The following is a 12,368-nucleotide window of genomic DNA, read 5'->3' on the forward strand; positions in this document are numbered from 1 at the left end:
GCAGGATAACTGCGGCTGTCAAAGGTCCCCGCTAAGCAAACTCTAGGATCAATTGGCTGCCCAACTACCAACGACGGTATAACCTGTTGCTATAGTACTACGGCATGAACCAGGAAGATATTTTGCAATACCAGAGGTGCTTGGACCGCATTCCCAACCAGTAATTGCGCCACTAACCACAGTCGGAACCAAGAACACGGAGCCAGTAACCTGCGAGAGGTTGGCTGTCTCGACTTCAACTGCAATCGCGCCAAAGTCGTCAGTCTTGATCGATTTAACATATTTAGTAGTTGGGTTCGATGCTTCGCAACCCCATTTACCAGCAGTCGGCAACGATGCTGAATTAATCGTCTGGCGCGTCTCAGTCACACTGGTGCGGCAAGCTGAAGCTGCCAGAATAACTTCTGACATCTTGGCGCGGATCGTGTAATCCTGATAAGCCGGCAAGGCCACCGCAGCCAAAATACCAATAATCGCCACGACGATCATTAATTCGATCAGGGTAAAACCCCTTTGCATAGAACGCTTCATGTAAAGCTCCAAAAGTTAAGAAAAGAAAACGAGACAGACTCTCACAGCAGATTCCGTGCCATTCCCAAAAAAAGTTCCAAAACGAGTTAATCATCGTTTTTTGTTTCAATCCGGCTCTGATCGTTGTTCAAACGCATTTTTTTAACTTCAATGACCCGTTTTTTTGTGTGTCACGAACTTGAATGACACGGTTTTTTGCGTGTCACGAGCTTGAATGACCCGGATTGTTGTGTGTCACGGACCCTGTGATGGGGACACGAATGATTGTTAACATGACGCCATGAGTTTGAATGTCATCAGTGTCGAGGCGGCTATCGCCATTACCGAACGAAGTCGCAGTACATGGTGGCGGCGCATAGCCAAAGGCGAAATCACGCGCGTCGCCGATGACGCGCGCGGGCGCGCCATGCTACTGTGGAGCGAGGTGGTTCCGCAAATCTGTGTGCCCATGGAACCTGATGACCTGACCTTTGTCTTGCGTGCGGATGCGGGTGACGCGGCTGCACAAAACGACATCGGCCAGTTTTTCTCTATCGCTGGCAAACACAAGATCGCACTCTATTGGCTCCAGCAGGCCGCCCAGCAAGACTACCCCGACGCCATGCAATGGCTGGGTCGCTGCTATATCAGCGGTGACGGTGTGCCAAAGAACGACAACTTGGGCATCATGTGGATTGCCAAGGCAGCCGCCCATGATCACGTCATCGCTCAAACCCAGATAAAGGGCTTGCGGGGCGGAAAATTTGTGGCACAAACAAATAACGTTTAGCTGCCGCGCTGCAATGCTGATGAATTCATTGGGGTCAAATCCCTCTCAATGAAAAAAGCCGCTAACTGTATGTCGTTAGCGGCTTTTGTCAGACCTAATGGTCGGAATGAGAGGATTCGAACCTCCGACCCCTTCGTCCCGAACGAAGTGCGCTACCAGGCTGCGCCACATTCCGAAATTCCTGTTGCTTTTTGTCCGCTGTTTTAAGACTGGCGTTCAAGCAACTGAGCCGCCAATTGTAGCAAACACTCAGTGTGCGGACCGGCCGGGAGTTGCCTGGCTGCGGCGATGGCGCGTTGCGCCTCCTGGGTCGCGGCCAAGTGGGCCACATCAAGCGCGCCGGTGGTTTTGACGATGTCGATGACTTGATCCAGCATGGCCACGCCGCCGGTCTCAATCGCCTCTTTGATGAGCGCGCTCTGGCTGGCAGTGCCGCGTTGCATGGCGGCAATCAGCGGCAACGTGGTCTTGCCCTCGCGCAGATCATCGCCCAGGTTCTTGCCCATGACCGCCGCCTCACCAGTGTAGTCAAGCACGTCGTCAATGACCTGGAAAGCGGTGCCCAGGGCCTGGCCGTACTCGGCGCAGATTTCTTCCAGTTCGGGGGAACTGCCGGCCAGGATGGCGCCTACTCGGGCGCTGGCCTCGAACAGTTTGGCGGTTTTGGAGCGGATTACTTGCAGGTAGCCGGCTTCATCGAGCTCGGCGTTGTGCATGTTCATCAACTGCTGCACTTCGCCCTCGGCGATGACGTTGGTGGCGTCGGCCAGGACTTGCATGATGCGCATGTTTTGCGCGTCTACCATCATCTGAAAGCAGCGTGAATACAAAAAGTCGCCCACCAGCACACTGGCCGGGTTGCCAAAGGTTTCGTTGGCCGTCGGGTTGCCGCGCCGCAGGGACGAATCGTCCACCACGTCGTCGTGCAGCAACGTGGACGTGTGGATGAACTCAACCACGGCAGCCAGGTTGAAGCGTTGAGCCCCTTTGAAGCCGAGCGCGCCGCAAATCAGCAGCAGCAGGGCGGGGCGCAGGCGCTTGCCGCCGGCTGCAATGATGTAGCGCGCGACTTGGCCCACCAGCGGCACCCCGGAGTCAAGTCGATGCGCAATGACTTGATCGACTTCACGCATGTCTTGCGCAATGACTGACAAGGAAGGCTTGGGGCTGGATGGATTAACTTGCAAGACAAATGACCCGTTGTGTGCGCGGATTATAGAAACGTGGCGCTGCTGAAAAGGGGGCTGAATAGTGTGGTTGTTGCTGACAAGGCCCTATGTTATAGTAACGGGCTCTGTGAAAATCCGTTTGCAGAGAAAAATTCAAGAGGTCAACATGTACGCGGTCATAAAAACCGGCGGCAAGCAATATCGGGTTGCAGCCGGCGAAAAAATTAAAGTAGAACAGATTGCTGCGGACGTAGGCCAAGAGATTGTGTTCAACGAGGTTCTGGCGGTCGGCAACGGCGCAGAACTGAAAGTTGGCACGCCCTTGGTGTCCGGCGCAACGGTCAGTGTCACGGTGCTGGCACACGGCAAGCACGACAAGGTCAGCATTTTCAAAATGCGCCGTCGCAAGCATTATCAGAAGCGCCAAGGGCATCGTCAGCAGTTCACTGAATTGTTGGTGAACACCATTGCTGGATAAGGAACAAGGTCATGGCACATAAAAAAGGCGGCGGCTCAACGCACAATGGGCGCGATTCCAAGCCCAAGATGCTCGGTGTGAAGAAGTTCGGTGGCGAATTGATCAGCGCAGGCGCGATCATCGTGCGCCAACGTGGCACCAAGTTCCACCCCGGCGTCAATGTCGGTATCGGCAAGGATCACACGCTGTTTGCGCTGGTAGACGGCCATGTGGCATTTACCACCAAAGGCGCCATGAACAAGCCGACGGTGAACGTTGCAACGGCTTAAGGCCTTGCCAACTCCCCTCTAAGACCCTGCGCACGGCGCGGGGTTTTTTATTTGTGAGACTTTGCGGGACAGACCAAGAGTTACACGAAGTGAACTTTGTTCTGTCCCCAACCGATTAAAGCCATGAAATTCGTTGACGAAGCCTATATTGACGTCTCTGCCGGAGACGGTGGCGCTGGCTGCGTGTCGTTCCGGCATGAGAAATACAAAGAATTCGGCGGCCCCAATGGCGGCGATGGCGGGCGTGGCGGCCATGTCTTTGCGGTGGCCGACCCGAACCTGAACACCCTGGTCGATTTTCGCTTTTCGCGGCGCCACGACGCCAAACGCGGCGAACACGGCATGGGCTCGGACATGTTTGGTGCCGCAGGCGATGACATCACGCTGAAAATGCCGGTCGGCACCATCATCTCGGATGCCGAGACCGGCGAAGTGTTGTTTGAATTGCTGACACCCGGTGAGGTCATCACCATCGCCAAAGGCGGTGATGGCGGCTTCGGCAATTTGCGTTTCAAGAGCGCCATCAACCGCGCGCCACGGCAGAAAACGCCCGGCTGGCCGGGTGAAAAGCGCAATCTCAAGCTCGAACTCAAGGTGCTGGCCGATGTTGGGTTGCTGGGCATGCCCAACGCCGGTAAGTCGACGCTGATCTCGGCCATCTCCAACGCGCGGCCCCGTATTGCCGACTATCCGTTCACCACCTTGCATCCCAATTTGGGGGTGGTGCGTGTGGGGCCGGAGCAGAGCTTCGTGGTGGCCGACTTGCCGGGTTTGATCGAAGGCGCCTCGGAGGGCGCCGGGCTGGGCCATCTGTTCCTGCGTCATTTGCAGCGCACGCGCCTGTTGCTGCATGTGGTGGATATGGCCCCGTTTGATGAAGGTGTCGATACCGTCGCGCAAGCCAAGGCGATTGTGAATGAGCTGAAAAAATACGATCCGGCGCTGTACAACAAGCCGCGCTGGCTGGTGTTGAACAAGCTCGACATGGTCCCGCTGGAGCATCGCGAGGCGCTGGTGAAAGACTTTGTCAAACGTTTCAAGTTCAAGGGCCCGGTATTTCAGATTTCAGCGCTGACGCGCGAAGGCTGTGAGTCTCTGATCAAGATCATCTACCAGCATGTGAAGGCGCAGCAAAAGGCCGAGCAGACGCCCGAGGCGGTGGACCAGCGTTTTGCGCCGGACACCGAATAACGCAAAAAATGCTAACTATTCAATAGCTACTGACGCAGTGTAGACGGGGGCTAGAGGCCGAAATGACTAAAAATTTTGCATCGGTGGTGTTGCGTGATGCCCGGCGCATCGTGGTCAAGGTGGGCTCCAGCCTCGTCACCAACGAGGGGCGTGGACTGGATGAAACCGCGATTGGCGAATGGTGTCGCCAGATCGCCCTGCTGGTGCAGGACAAGCGTGAAGTGATCATGGTCTCCAGCGGCGCCGTGGCCGAGGGCATGAAGCGCCTGGGCTGGGCCACGCGGCCGCATCTCATTCATGAGCTGCAGGCCGCCGCCGCCGTCGGTCAGATGGGACTGGCGCAGATGTACGAGACCAAGCTGCGTGAAAACGGTTTGGGCAGCGCGCAGGTGCTGCTCACGCACGCCGACCTGGCCGACCGGGAGCGTTACCTGAACGCGCGTTCCACCTTGCTGACTCTGCTCAAACTGGGCGTGGTGCCGGTGATCAACGAGAACGACACGGTGGTCAACGACGAAATCAAGTTTGGTGACAACGACACGCTGGGCGCCCTGGTGGCCAACCTGGTGGAGGCCGATGCCCTGGTCATTTTGACCGACCAAAAAGGGCTTTTTACGGCGGATCCGCGCAAGGATTCTTCTGCCACGTTGGTGCATGAGGCCAAGTCGGGCGACCCGGCACTGGAGGCGATGGCCGGCGGCGCGGGCTCCAACCTGGGGCGCGGCGGCATGATCACCAAAATACTGGCGGCCAAGCGCGCGGCTGGCTCGGGCGCCTCGACCGTGATTGCCTGGGGCCGCGAGCCCGATGCGCTGGTGCGCCTGAGCCAGGGCGACGCCATCGGGACGCTGCTGGTGGCGCAGACACAGAAAACACAGGCCCGCAAACAGTGGATTGCCGACCACTTGCAGCTGCGCGGCTCGGTGACGGTGGACGCCGGCGCGACGCAAAAATTGCGTGGTCAGGGCAGCAGCCTGCTGCCGATTGGCATGACAACCGTGGATGGCGATTTCTCACGCGGTGATGTGATTGCCATCCGGGATTTGCAGGGCGTCGAAATAGCGCGCGGCCTGGCCAACTACGCCAGCGTGGAGGCAAGGCTTATTTGTCGCAAGCCCTCCACTGAATTTGAAAAGCTGCTGGGCTATGCCGCCGAGCCGGAGATGGTGCACCGGGATAATCTGGTGCTGACCCGTTAGAGCGGCTGGCCTCGTCTGTGGGCCCTGTGCCACCTTTAATGGGCCACGGGGTTTTTCAGCGCCCTGACGATGTCTGCCACCGAGTTGCCGGGCGTCGAGCGTCCTTGGCAAGCCCCTTGCCGGGCCAGCGCCATCGCATGGGGGGAGGGCAGGTTGTCGTTGAGTCCCTGCCACTGGGGATCCTTGACGGCAGACCAATGGCCGCTGGGGCTGTAGCGGGCATAGGTCTTGACTTCACCGCTGGCGCACCGAATGCCCTCATACATGGCGTTGACCGAGTCGCTGGCATTGGTTGCCACCATCACGTAGCGCACGATGCCCTCCGGCGTAATGGTCAAAGTGGCAGGATCCACACCAAACTTCAAGGTCACGTAGCGCGGCATGTCGATGGCGATCAATTGCTTGGTATTGAACGCGGGGGGTGGCGGTGCCTCGCTTTCTTTCCAGTCGGGGTCGGCCACCACTTGGGCGCCCGCTCCGAATGCCAGCCATGCCAGGCCAAGCCAGAAAAGGCGCTTAAGTTTCATGTGGTTTTCCGCTGGCATCGAGGCCATAGCTGGTCTGTGGATTGGGCTCGAATGAACCGCCGGGAGGGAGTTCAAAATTGGCGCCGGGCACGGCGTCAAACGTCGTCTCCTGCTCGTGTGGACGCACGCCCTGGCGCAAGAAGCGGTTTCTGAGCTCGTTGCGCGGCAAATAGCGGGCCAACTCGGTCAGGGCGATTTCGTAGACGCCGCGCTTGAACTCCACCACTGCGTCCAGCGGCACCCAGTAGTCGTTCCAGCGCCAGGCATCGAACTCGGGGTGGTCGGTGGCGCGCAGGTTCAAATCCCAGTCGTGGCCTACCAGTTGCAGCAAGAACCAGATTTGTTTCTGGCCTTTGTAAAAGCCGCGTGCATCGCGGCGAATGTATCGGTCTGGCACCTCATAGCGCAACCAGTCTCGGGTGCGGGCAACGATGCGAATGTGCTCCCGCAAGAGCCCCACTTCTTCGTGCAGTTCGCGAATCATGGCCTGCTCCGGCGTCTCGCCCCGGTCAATGCCGCCTTGCGGAAACTGCCAGGAGTGCGTGCGAATTCGCTTGCCCCAAAACACCTGATTTTTCTGGTTGAGCAGGACGATGCCGACGTTGGGCCTAAAGCCTTCGCGGTCAAGCATAATCAAACCCCAATTTTTAAATTGCGTCCATTATGCACAGCATACGCTGCGCTTCAAGGGGCGAAGCCCTTAGTAATTCCCGGATTCTTGCCATGAAAGCCTCTCAATTCTTTATTTCCACTCTCAAGGAAGCACCGGCCGACGCCGAAGTGGTCAGCCACAAGCTGATGACGCGCGCCGGCATGATCAAAAAACTGGGCGCGGGCATCTACAGCCTGATGCCCATGGGCTTGCGCGTGGTGCGCAAGGTGGAGCAGATCGTGCGCGAGGAAATGAACCGCGCCGGTGCGGTGGAACTCGTCATGCCGGTGGTGCAACCGGCCGAACTGTGGCAGGAGACCGGGCGTTTTGAGAGCAACGGCCCCGAGCTGCTGCGCATCAAGGACCGCCATGGCCGCGATTTCGTGGTGCAACCCACCAGCGAAGAAGTGGTGACGGATATTGCGCGCCAGGAGATCAAGAGCTACAAGCAACTGCCGAAGAACCTGTACCAGATCCAGACCAAGTTCCGCGACGAACGCCGGCCCCGCTTTGGCCTGATGCGCGGGCGTGAATTCATCATGAAAGACGCCTACAGTTTTGACCGCGACCAGGCCTCGGCCAAGGCCAGCTACCAGGTCATGGCCGCAGCTTATCGGCGGATTTTTGACCGTTTTGGCTTGACCTACCGTGCCGTGGCGGCCGATAGCGGCGCCATTGGTGGCGATTTGAGCGAAGAGTTCCAGGTGATTGCGGCGACGGGCGAAGATGCCATCGTCTATTGCCCCGGCAGCGACTACGCCGCCAACATGGAAAAGGCCGAGGCGCTGGCGCCGAGCGGGCCACGGGCAGCTCCAAAGCAGGCCTTTGCCAAGACCGCCACGCCGGGCAAAAGTACCTGTGCCGATGTGGCCGAGCTGTTGCAGGTGCCGTTGCAGCACACCGTCAAATCCCTGGTCCTGGCCACCGACACGCTGAACAAGGAAGGCGCGATCGTCAAGACCCAAATCTGGCTGTTGCTGCTGCGCGGCGACCACGACATGAACGAAGTCAAGGTGGGCAAGTTGCCTGGCCTGGCTGCTTTCCGCTTTGCCACCGTGCCTGAAATTGAAGCGCACTTTGGCTGCCAGCCCGGCTACCTGGGGCCGATGGGCTTGCGCCAGCCGGTTCAGCTCGTGGTGGACCGCGAGGTGGCGCTGATGAGCGACTGGATTTGCGGCGCCAACGAACCGGACTTTCACATCACCGGTGTCAACTGGGGTCGCGATCTGCCTGAGCCCGCGCTGGTGGCTGACCTGCGCAATGTGGTGGCGGGTGATGCCTCGCCTGACGGCCAGGGCGTGCTGGCGATCGAGCGCGGCATTGAAATCGGCCATGTGTTCTATCTGGGCACCAAATACAGCCAGGCCATGAACGCGACCTTTCTGGACGTCAACGGCAAGCCGCAGTTCATGGAGATGGGCTGCTACGGCATCGGCATCACACGCCTGCCTGCCGCTGCCATTGAGCAAAACCATGACGAGCGCGGCATCATCTGGCCGGACGCGCTGGCCCCCTTTACCGTCGTGCTGTGCCCGATCAGCCCGGAGCGTTTCCCGGATGTCAAGGCGGCCTCCGACAAGCTGTATGCCGAGCTGCTGGCCGCCGGTGTCGACGTGATTCTGGACGACCGCGGCGAGCGCCCGGGCGCCATGTTTGCCGATTGGGAGTTGATCGGCGTGCCGCACCGCGTCACGATTGGCGACCGGGGGCTGAAAGCGGGCGAGGTGGAATACCAGCATCGCCGCGACAGCGCCGCCACAACGGTCGGTGTGACGGCGATCTTCAGCCTGCTCCAGGCCAAACTGAAGGCCTGATACTGCCTGTGCCAGCGCCCCTGATTTCACGAAGAAACAGCCTCTCGTCCCTGCTGGCAGGGCTTGGACTGCTATTGATTCATGGGCAGTCAGAGGCTGGCCGTCAGGTTGAGGAACCCCTGATGGACTCGGTGCGCAGCGCGTTAAGTTCCGCGATTGCCAACCATGCGCCGCCCGTGCCGGAATTCCCGGATACCGAATCGCGCCTCGTCTACCTGCGCTGGTTGGGGGCCATGAGTGATCGGCTGCGCAAAAACAAGCCGGACTGGAATGTGCGCCGCGAGTTTCTGCAAACGCTCTGGTACGAGAGCCGGCGTGCCGGGCTGGACCCGGCGCTGGTGCTGGGCCTGGTGCAAGTGGAGAGCAACTTCCGCAAGTTCGCCGTCAGCAGCGTCGGCGCCCGCGGCTACATGCAGGTGATGCCGTTCTGGACCCGGCTGCTGGGCGATGGTGATGCCGGCAAGCTGTTTCACATGCAGACCAATCTGCGCTTTGGCTGCGTCATCCTGCGCCACTACCTGGACCGCGAACGCGGCGACCTGTTTCTGGCGCTGGGCCGGTACAACGGTTCCCGCGGCCAGGCGCCGTACCCGAACGCCGTGTTCGGTGCCACCCGGCGGTGGCAAAGCTGAACGGATTAACTGGCTTTGGCCGCCAGCGCTTGCTGCAGTTCCCCGTTCTGGTACATCTCCATCATGATGTCGGCACCACCGATGAACTCGCCCTTGATGTAGAGCTGGGGGATGGTCGGCCAGTTGCTGTAGTCCTTGATGCCGGCACGAATCTCTTCGTCTTCCAGCACGTTGACGGTCTTGAGCGTCTTGGGGTCGACGCCACAGGCCTGCAAAATCTGGATCGCCCGGCCTGAGAAGCCACACTGGGGAAAGCTGGCGTTGCCCTTCATGAAAAGCAGGACCTCGTTGTTTTTAACCAGGTCGTCAATGCGTTGTTGTGTGTCGCTCATGTCAGATAAGTCCTTGAAAAAGAGGGCCTGATTATTTCACCTTCGCGCGCGCCGCCGTTCGGGTAACCCTGCAAGGTACAGGGGTTGTGCCTGGATGCTATTAAATAGAGAGTTGTTCGCGCACTGTCCACGGGGGCTGGGCCCGAATTTCACATAGAAGCTGCGACGGCCCAGCCGTGCACATCCAGTTTGGGTTCAATCTGTCAATGGGCGAGAATCACACCCCGATCATCACGTTAGCAACTCAGGCACACCCATGAAAATCGAAAAAGACACTGCCGTCACCTTGCGTTACAAGGTGGCTGATGCCAATGGCAAACTGCTTGAGCAAAGCAGTGAGCCGATGGTCTACCTGCACGGCGGCTACGACAACACGTTTCCGAAGCTGGAAGCGGCCCTGGAAGGCAAAATGCCGGGCTTTCAGACCACACTGGACCTGCAGCCGCAGGACGCCTTCGGTTCACGCGACGAGAGCCTGGTGCAGACCATCCCCAAGACCCAGTTCCCGCCGGGCGTCAAGGTCGGCGGGCAACTGCAAGGCCGAGGCGAGGACGGGCAAGCCCACATGTTCACTGTCATGAAGATCAAGGGCGACAAGGTCATGCTCGATGGCAATCACCCGATGGCCGGCAAGGCCTTGCGGCTGAGCGTCAGCGTGATGGAAGTTCGCGCCGCCACCGAGGAAGAGATTACACATCGCCATGTGCATGGCGAGCATGGGCATCACCACTGAGCGCCGGCAACCCCGATCTGCGAGAAGCCTAGCGCGTGCGCAAGGCTGGCAACACGCGCTCCACACTGTCGATCGATACCCGTTGGGCATCTGGCGCTAGCGGCGCCAGATGATGGAGAGCTTCCGCGCTCAGGCGGCCAACCAGGCGGCCCAGCTCGCTGAAGCGCAAACCCTGGCGCACCAGAAATGCCACATAAGTGTGGCGCAGCGTGGCCGGCGCGACCGATTGCGGCTGCTCCAAACCAGCGTCGTAGGCGCTGGAGGTGACAACGGAATTGATGTCCTCCGTGTCCAGGGGGCGGTCCGTTGCCTTGAAAAAAAGAGGCGCGTCGGGGGCATCCGCCTGACGGTGCGTCTGCAGGGCAAGCACATGGACCGGTAAGGGCACGGCGCGGCTCGACTCGCCCGGCACCTTGAGCGTGCCCGTTGCCGTGTCTACATGCTGGCGCTGCAAAGACACGACTTCGTCGGCGCTCAAGCCGCACAGCAGGCAGGCCAGGATGGGCAGATTCTCTGGCGCCGCGCACGCCAGTAATTTCTCAACTTCATCGGCGCGCAGTTCCCGCGGCAGGGGCTGGGTCAAAAGCCGGGTGTCAGGTCCGCCCGTCAGCGTCTCAGGCGTCGGCCCTGCGCCCAGCGCCGGCTCAAGCGGCTGGGGAATCGCCATCCAGGGCTGTGGAACGATCACGGTCGAAGGCCCCTGGGGCTCCATCTCTGTCCGGTTGAAAAATTCCACGAACCAGACCGCCAAAAAACCAAGCACGATGGAGGCGGCCAGGCTGATGCCTGCATCGCGCCAGTACAGCGGGCGCCATGGCGCATCGGGTGTGGCCGCGGGTTCCACCACCAGAATCCGTGGCCGGCGTGCCGTTTCGCTGGATTCCAGGGCGACCAGCTTCTGTTGGGCGGTCTGCTGCATTTTCTCCAGACCCTTCAGCTCTTCCAACATGCCCTGGTAGTCACTGAACCGGCGGCTGAATGTCTGCACGTCCTGTCTGTCCTGCGAGAGTTGCTGCTGCAGGCGCTGCGTCGTGCCCCGCACACTGGCAAGTTCCTCTTTGGCGTCGGCCAGCGCCATCTCCCGGCTTTTCTGGCGTTCGGCCTCAAGCTGTTGCTCCAGGTTGGAAATTCTGGTCTTGAGGCCACGGGCATTCGCGTCCATGTCCAGATACTGCGGCGTGAACTGGCGCTCCAAAGCGCGCCATTCTTCCTTCGCCTGCGACAGGCGCGACTCAATGGCGGCCACGGTGGGATTGTCTTTGGCCAGCGGCGTGCGGTTGCCCTGCGCGATGGCTTGCTCGATGGCCCGGACGCGGCCAGCCGCCGTGGCCTCGCGATCAGTCGCCGCAGTCAGTGAGGTGCCCAGCCCTTTCAGGCGCGACAGCGTCTGGTTCTCATCGCGTTCACTCGACACGATGTTGGAGCGCAGTTTGAGCGCCTCCAGCGCTTTCCTCTTCTCGGCTACGCTGGCCTCGATGACACGAAGCGCCTCGCGGCTTTCAAGCAACTGGGCTTGCGACACCGCCGTGCCGGTGCTCGCCTGTTCGTTGCGATAGACATCGATCACGGCGTTGACCAGGGGCCCCACCAAGGTTTGCTCAGCGCCTTGTGCCCGCAGCCTCACCACCTGCGTGCCTGCAACCGGCGTCACCGTCAACATGCCTTGTACCGCCAGGACGGGATCGGCGTCCAGACTCTTCAAATGCTCCTGTTCCTGCAGCCGTTTGACCACCTTTTCAAGTAGCGGGCGGCTGGTGAGAACCTGCACCTCGATCAGAAAAGCCGGCGTACCGTCATGAACGGCGGGCGCGTCGCCCAGCACCACCTGTTCAGACGGTGTGATCTGCACCCTGGCATTGGCCACGTAGATGGGGCTGCGCATGAAGGTGTAACTCAGGCTCGCCAGCAGGCACAGCAAAAATGCGCCGGAAAAAACAAAGACCCGGCGACGCATCGCCTTGCTGCGTTGCATGGGGCCGAATTGCGCCTCGGTCGTGCCGGCGTACATTTCTCCGAATTCATGCGGGAAAACCCGCTGGGAATGGGCAGTCTGATGGCTCATGTTATCGATT

Annotated in this window: 14 protein-coding genes and 1 tRNA gene; 8 read left to right on the top strand and 7 right to left on the bottom strand. The window is 59.8% G+C overall.

All coding sequences use genetic code 11. The annotated features are described in order from the left end of the window. Positions 1–48: 48 nt before the first annotated feature. Positions 49–531: a pilin gene (locus RFER_RS23385; RefSeq protein ID WP_011463567.1), complete on the bottom strand. Its 483-nt coding sequence runs from the start codon at positions 529–531 to the stop codon at positions 49–51. Between the two features lie 280 nt (positions 532–811). Between RFER_RS23385 and RFER_RS06350 the strand changes: the two genes are divergently transcribed. After that, entirely contained in the window at positions 812–1,300 is a 489-nt protein-coding gene (locus RFER_RS06350; protein ID WP_011463568.1) for a tetratricopeptide repeat protein, read from the top strand. Between the two features lie 98 nt (positions 1,301–1,398). Here the strand turns inward: RFER_RS06350 and RFER_RS06355 are convergent. Further along, positions 1,399–1,475, bottom strand: a tRNA-Pro gene (locus RFER_RS06355). Between the two features lie 28 nt (positions 1,476–1,503). Next, on the bottom strand, positions 1,504–2,433 hold the full coding sequence (locus tag RFER_RS06360; RefSeq protein ID WP_049765730.1) for a polyprenyl synthetase family protein: 930 nt from the start codon (positions 2,431–2,433) through the stop codon (positions 1,504–1,506). Positions 2,434–2,635: 202 nt separating this feature from the next. Between RFER_RS06360 and rplU the strand changes: the two genes are divergently transcribed. From rplU to proB, 4 genes are all read left to right on the top strand, one after another. Further along, positions 2,636–2,947 carry a 50S ribosomal protein L21 gene (gene rplU / locus RFER_RS06365; protein WP_041790293.1) on the top strand — a complete coding sequence of 104 codons (312 nt, stop codon included), beginning with the start codon at positions 2,636–2,638 and terminating at the stop codon, positions 2,945–2,947. Between the two features lie 11 nt (positions 2,948–2,958). Next, positions 2,959–3,216 (top strand): 50S ribosomal protein L27, encoded by a 258-nt coding sequence (gene rpmA / locus RFER_RS06370; RefSeq protein ID WP_011463571.1) that lies wholly within the window; start codon positions 2,959–2,961, stop codon positions 3,214–3,216. Positions 3,217–3,339: 123 nt separating this feature from the next. Continuing rightward, positions 3,340–4,407, top strand: coding sequence for an Obg family GTPase CgtA (gene cgtA, locus RFER_RS06375; RefSeq protein WP_011463572.1), 1,068 nt, complete (start codon positions 3,340–3,342; stop codon positions 4,405–4,407). Between the two features lie 62 nt (positions 4,408–4,469). Continuing rightward, entirely contained in the window at positions 4,470–5,606 is a 1,137-nt protein-coding gene (gene proB / locus RFER_RS06380) for a glutamate 5-kinase (RefSeq protein ID WP_011463573.1), read from the top strand. Positions 5,607–5,641: 35 nt separating this feature from the next. On the opposite strand, the gene RFER_RS06385 is transcribed toward proB, so the two are convergent. Further along, the gene (locus RFER_RS06385; protein ID WP_011463574.1) at positions 5,642–6,133 is read right to left on the bottom strand and encodes a CNP1-like family protein; all 492 of its coding nucleotides are present in this window, start codon (positions 6,131–6,133) and stop codon (positions 5,642–5,644) included. Continuing rightward, complete coding sequence (locus RFER_RS06390; protein WP_011463575.1) at positions 6,123–6,764, bottom strand: RNA pyrophosphohydrolase; 642 nt, start codon at positions 6,762–6,764, stop codon at positions 6,123–6,125. Before RFER_RS06390 ends, RFER_RS06385 begins: the two co-directional genes overlap by 11 nt. Before the next feature lie 92 nt (positions 6,765–6,856). Between RFER_RS06390 and RFER_RS06395 the strand changes: the two genes are divergently transcribed. Both RFER_RS06395 and RFER_RS06400 read left to right on the top strand, forming a co-directional pair. After that, the gene (locus RFER_RS06395; RefSeq protein ID WP_011463576.1) at positions 6,857–8,599 is read left to right on the top strand and encodes a proline--tRNA ligase; all 1,743 of its coding nucleotides are present in this window, start codon (positions 6,857–6,859) and stop codon (positions 8,597–8,599) included. Then, complete coding sequence (locus tag RFER_RS06400) at positions 8,596–9,231, top strand: lytic transglycosylase domain-containing protein (RefSeq protein WP_041791601.1); 636 nt, start codon at positions 8,596–8,598, stop codon at positions 9,229–9,231. The genes RFER_RS06395 and RFER_RS06400 overlap by 4 nt, the downstream gene beginning before the upstream one ends. A 5-nt stretch (positions 9,232–9,236) precedes the next feature. Here the strand turns inward: RFER_RS06400 and grxD are convergent, their stop codons facing one another. After that, positions 9,237–9,563: a Grx4 family monothiol glutaredoxin gene (gene grxD, locus RFER_RS06405; RefSeq protein WP_011463578.1), complete on the bottom strand. Its 327-nt coding sequence runs from the start codon at positions 9,561–9,563 to the stop codon at positions 9,237–9,239. 256 nt (positions 9,564–9,819) lie between these two features. On the opposite strand from grxD, the gene RFER_RS06410 reads away from it, so the two are divergent. Continuing rightward, entirely contained in the window at positions 9,820–10,296 is a 477-nt protein-coding gene (locus RFER_RS06410) for an FKBP-type peptidyl-prolyl cis-trans isomerase (RefSeq protein ID WP_011463579.1), read from the top strand. Positions 10,297–10,324: 28 nt separating this feature from the next. Here the strand turns inward: RFER_RS06410 and RFER_RS06415 are convergent, their stop codons facing one another. After that, entirely contained in the window at positions 10,325–12,358 is a 2,034-nt protein-coding gene (locus tag RFER_RS06415) for a GumC family protein (protein WP_011463580.1), read from the bottom strand. Between the last annotated feature and the right edge of the window lie 10 nt (positions 12,359–12,368).

It is taken from the genome of Rhodoferax ferrireducens T118 (genome assembly GCF_000013605.1).
GTDB classification, from domain to species: domain Bacteria; phylum Pseudomonadota; class Gammaproteobacteria; order Burkholderiales; family Burkholderiaceae_C; genus Rhodoferax; species Rhodoferax ferrireducens.

Excerpts from the sequence above, each read along its gene's own strand:
- RFER_RS23385 (WP_011463567.1), bottom strand. The coding sequence starts at position 531 with ATGAAGCGTTCTATGCAAAGGGGTTTTACCCTGATCGAATTAATGATC.
- RFER_RS06350 (WP_011463568.1), top strand. The coding sequence starts at position 812 with ATGAGTTTGAATGTCATCAGTGTCGAGGCGGCTATCGCCATTACCGAA.
- RFER_RS06360 (WP_049765730.1), bottom strand. The coding sequence starts at position 2,433 with ATGCGTGAAGTCGATCAAGTCATTGCGCATCGACTTGACTCCGGGGTG.
- rplU (WP_041790293.1), top strand. The coding sequence starts at position 2,636 with ATGTACGCGGTCATAAAAACCGGCGGCAAGCAATATCGGGTTGCAGCC.
- rpmA (WP_011463571.1), top strand. The coding sequence starts at position 2,959 with ATGGCACATAAAAAAGGCGGCGGCTCAACGCACAATGGGCGCGATTCC.
- cgtA (WP_011463572.1), top strand. The coding sequence starts at position 3,340 with ATGAAATTCGTTGACGAAGCCTATATTGACGTCTCTGCCGGAGACGGT.
- proB (WP_011463573.1), top strand. The coding sequence starts at position 4,470 with ATGACTAAAAATTTTGCATCGGTGGTGTTGCGTGATGCCCGGCGCATC.
- RFER_RS06385 (WP_011463574.1), bottom strand. The coding sequence starts at position 6,133 with ATGAAACTTAAGCGCCTTTTCTGGCTTGGCCTGGCATGGCTGGCATTC.
- RFER_RS06390 (WP_011463575.1), bottom strand. The coding sequence starts at position 6,764 with ATGCTTGACCGCGAAGGCTTTAGGCCCAACGTCGGCATCGTCCTGCTC.
- RFER_RS06395 (WP_011463576.1), top strand. The coding sequence starts at position 6,857 with ATGAAAGCCTCTCAATTCTTTATTTCCACTCTCAAGGAAGCACCGGCC.
- grxD (WP_011463578.1), bottom strand. The coding sequence starts at position 9,563 with ATGAGCGACACACAACAACGCATTGACGACCTGGTTAAAAACAACGAG.
- RFER_RS06410 (WP_011463579.1), top strand. The coding sequence starts at position 9,820 with ATGAAAATCGAAAAAGACACTGCCGTCACCTTGCGTTACAAGGTGGCT.
- RFER_RS06415 (WP_011463580.1), bottom strand. The coding sequence starts at position 12,358 with ATGAGCCATCAGACTGCCCATTCCCAGCGGGTTTTCCCGCATGAATTC.